This window comes from Phaeovulum sp. (assembly GCF_041596715.1).
In the GTDB taxonomy this organism is placed as follows: Bacteria; Pseudomonadota; Alphaproteobacteria; order Rhodobacterales; family Rhodobacteraceae; genus UBA6213.
Map to the genome: position 1 here is coordinate 1 of NZ_JBFHIA010000284.1, position 3480 is coordinate 3480.

Consider the following 3480-nt stretch of genomic DNA (forward strand, 5'->3'; position numbering starts at 1 on the left):
CCGCGGCTGGCTGCCGGATGCGCAAGTGCTGCTGGCAGGCGAATTCTTGTCGCTCGGGGCGGATAGTGCGACGCGGCTTTATCAGGTCACCGCCGATGCCAGCGCCAATGCAGAGGGGCGCGCAACGCTGAACCTTGTGCCGCGGCTGCGCGCGAGCCCTGCCGACGGCGCATCGCTCGAGGTCACTGCGCCAGCGGTGCTGCTGCGCCTCGCCACCCCGGTGCCTGCCCGGATCGGCCGCGCCGACAGCTACCGCTTTTCGTTCACTGCTCGCGAGGCGCTATGAACCGCGATCTCACCCCAGCCTTTGCCGCCGCCCTTGCCGAGGCAGAGCTTCGGCCTGCGCTGTTATTCGAAGGCCAGTTCGCCACCGGCTGGCTGCGGCTTTGGTCGGGCCTCGGCGAGATCGCCTGGAATGGCCACACTTGGGCCGGGGCCGGATCGCTGCTTGGCATCGGCGGCATCGACGAGCGCGGCGAAGTGGTGGCCTCGGGCACCACGATCTCGCTCTCGGGCGTGCCGCTCGACATGGTGCAACTGGCGATCGGCGAAGCCCGCCAAGGTCTGCCCGGCCGCATCTGGCTCGCGCTGCTTACCGAAGACGGCGCCATCATCGCCGATCCGGTGCAGGCCTTTGCAGGTCGCCTCGATGTTCCGCAGATCACCGACGATGCAGAGACCTGCACCGTGACCCTCAGTTACGAGAGCCGGTTGATTGATCTCACTACCCCGCGAAGCTGGCGCTACACGCATGAAAGCCAGCAGGCGCTCTATCCGGGCGACCGGGGCTTCGAATACGTCACTGCGATTCAGGACAAGGAGGTGACCTGGGGGCGGGGGTGAAGGGGGCAAACGGCACCCAGCTGACCTTGATCCAGCCCGCAGTGAAGGCCGACGTAGAGCCGCCTCTGGCTACGATTTCCAAGTCAACGAGCACCGATAATTTGGGGGGTACTAAATACGGTTGGCGTTTTTGGTGTCCCGTCGTTCTCGGTGGCGTGTTCGATATAGGTCTTCACATGCGGTGGTATGATTGTGCCCCTTTGCGCTGAACCAAGAAAAATCTGTTTCGAGTTTTCGGGTGTTTGTTCAAACCAATTAGGGTCATCAAAAGTCCCGCTGTAGACACCAACGACATTCGAAAAGCGTTCAAAGGTCAAAAACAACTTCGTGCCGCAAATGTCGCAGAAATGAATGAAAACCTCTTTTCCGCTACCTTCGGAAGTATGAACATATGTTTTTGGTGACCCGTTGACGACTTGAAAATCCCGCGCGTCGAAAATTGGTTCGACCATATAGGCGCCACCGGTAGCGCGCTGGCAGAACTTACAATGGCATATGGTGACTCTGGTCGGTAGTTTTCTAACCTCATATCTGAGGTTTCCGCAAAGACAGCCACCTTGAGCATTCACCATAATCGTGCCTCCCGAGCATGCGAACCATCCCGCGCACTTTGTTAGCACGTATCTTCCCGCCAATACCAATGGCCGCTATCCGCACTTCCTAATCTTGACGCCGAAGGCTCACCACCTGGCGGAAGTCCGCTCTCTCGGCCGCCCAAACAGAATACCCGCCCTATGCCCCGCCACCCCGACTGGCCCCACCGTCTCGCCGCGGCGATCGATGCCGCCCGCGCGACCCCTTTCGCCTGGAGCCGCAACGACTGCCCGACCTTTGCCTTCGACACGCGCCGCGCACTGACCGGCGAGGACGCGGCAGCACTCTGGCGCGGCCAGTACAGCTCCTACCGCGGCGGCTTGCGCCTGATGCGCCGCCTCGGCTGGTCCTCGCTCGCGGCGATGGGCGATGCCCTGCTCGGGCCACCGCTCGCCACACCCTTGCTCGCACAACGCGGCGATATTGTCCTTTCTGCCGACGGCCGCGGCTTCGGCATCTGCCTCGGCGCGTCTGCCGTCGGCATGGCCCCCGCGGGGCTGATCACGCTGCCGCTTGCCACCTGCACCCGGGCCTGGAGGGTCTTAGCTATGCCGTTTCTTGCGCCGATCATCACCGCCGTGGCGGGCTGGGTAGGCACGACCCTAGCGGCAGGCGGCATTGGCGCGATGCTGCTCCGGCTCGGGGGCTCGCTTTTGCTCAGCTACGCATCGCAGGCGCTGATGCCAAAGCCGAAGGCGCCCGCGCGCACGGTGACGGTGCGCGCCCCGGTGATGCCGCGCGACATGGTCTATGGGCGTGCACGCAAGGGTGGAGTGATCGTGTTTCTGCATTCATCTGGTGCCAAAAACCAGTACCTGCATCTGGTGGTGGTCCTCGCGGCACATCGGGTGCGGGCAATCGGGGCGATCTGGTTCGAGGGCGAGACGGCGGTCGATGCAGCGGGCGTCGCGCAAGGGCGCTGGGCCGGGAAGGTCACGCTCGAGAAACGGCTCGGCACTGAGGATCAGACGGCGTTCGTATCCCTCATGGCAAACTTGCCGGAGATGTGGACGGCCGAGCATCGCCTAGCAGGTTGCGCCGCGATCTACCTGCGGCTCAGCTACAACCAGGACGCCTTCCCGGGCGGCATTCCGAACATCGCGGTCGATATCGAAGGCAAGGACGACATTCTCGATCCGCGCACCAACACGCGCAGCTACAGCGAGAACGCGGCGCTTTGCCTTGCCGACTACATGGCGCATCCGCGCTTTGGCATCGGCGCGGCAATCGGCGCGGGCGATGGCACCGACGCCGAGGTACTGATCGAGGCCGCCAACATCTGCGACGAGGCAGTGCCGCTGGCTGCCGGCGGCGAGGAGCCGCGCTATGCTTGCAACGGCGTGGTATCGCTTGCCCAGGACCCCAAGACGGTGATCGAGGCGATGCTGAGCGCCATGGCCGGACGCGTCGCACATGCGGGAGGTGCCTGGCGGCTGATGGCCGGCGCCTATCGGCTGCCCGAGATCACGCTCACCGCCGATGACGTGCGCGAAGGCAGCATGGTGCTCGCCACACGCGTCAGCCGCGCCGAGAGTTTCAACGCGGTGCGCGGCCAGTTCGTGAGCCCCGAGAACGACTGGCAGGCGGATGACTTCCCGGCGGTAACCAGCGACGTCTACCGCGCCGAGGATGGCGGCGAAGAAGTCTGGCGGGATCTGTCGCTGCCCTTCACGATCTCGTCTTCCACGGCACAGCGCCTCGCCAAGATCGAGCTTGAACGCGCAAGGCGCCAGATGAGCCTGCGCATTGCGGGCAAGCTTTCCGCCTGGGCTGCGGCAGTAGGCGAGACCGTGATGCTGGACTATGCTCGCTGGGGCTTTGCCGCAAAACCGTTCGAGGTGCAAAGCGTCAACCTTGATCTGACCGTTTCCGGTGACCGTGCGGCCCTGCTGCCCGAGCTGATGCTGCGCGAGACCTCGCCGCTGGTTTATGACTGGGACGCCAGCGAAGAGGCAATCTATGCCGCAGCCCCGCGCACCACGCTGCCCTCAGCGTTTGATATCGCACCGCCCGGCACGCCCACGGTGAGCGAGGCGCTTTACC

Annotated in this window: 3 protein-coding genes and 1 pseudogene; 3 read left to right on the forward strand and 1 reads right to left on the reverse strand. The window is 64.2% G+C overall.

Features of this window, described 5'->3' with window-relative positions; all coding sequences use genetic code 11:
• Both ABY403_RS14660 and ABY403_RS14665 read left to right on the forward strand, forming a co-directional pair.
• Positions 1-286 (forward strand): annotated as a pseudogene (locus ABY403_RS14660) (hypothetical protein); the annotation flags it as partial.
• Positions 283-843: a hypothetical protein gene (locus ABY403_RS14665; RefSeq protein ID WP_372841563.1), complete on the forward strand. Its 561-nt coding sequence runs from the start codon at positions 283-285 to the stop codon at positions 841-843. The pseudogene ABY403_RS14660 and the gene ABY403_RS14665, both read left to right, overlap by 4 nt.
• A gap of 83 nt (positions 844-926) precedes the next feature.
• Here the strand turns inward: ABY403_RS14665 and ABY403_RS14670 are convergent, their stop codons facing one another.
• Positions 927-1415: a GFA family protein gene (locus ABY403_RS14670; RefSeq protein WP_372841564.1), complete on the reverse strand. Its 489-nt coding sequence runs from the start codon at positions 1413-1415 to the stop codon at positions 927-929.
• 162 nt (positions 1416-1577) lie between these two features.
• Here ABY403_RS14670 and ABY403_RS14675 point away from each other — a divergent pair.
• Positions 1578-3480 (forward strand): phage tail protein (locus tag ABY403_RS14675; RefSeq protein WP_372841565.1); only part of this gene is annotated, 1903 nt, incomplete at its 3' end.

Excerpts from the sequence above, each read along its gene's own strand:
- ABY403_RS14665 (WP_372841563.1), top strand. The coding sequence starts at position 283 with ATGAACCGCGATCTCACCCCAGCCTTTGCCGCCGCCCTTGCCGAGGCA.
- ABY403_RS14670 (WP_372841564.1), bottom strand. The coding sequence starts at position 1,415 with ATGGTGAATGCTCAAGGTGGCTGTCTTTGCGGAAACCTCAGATATGAG.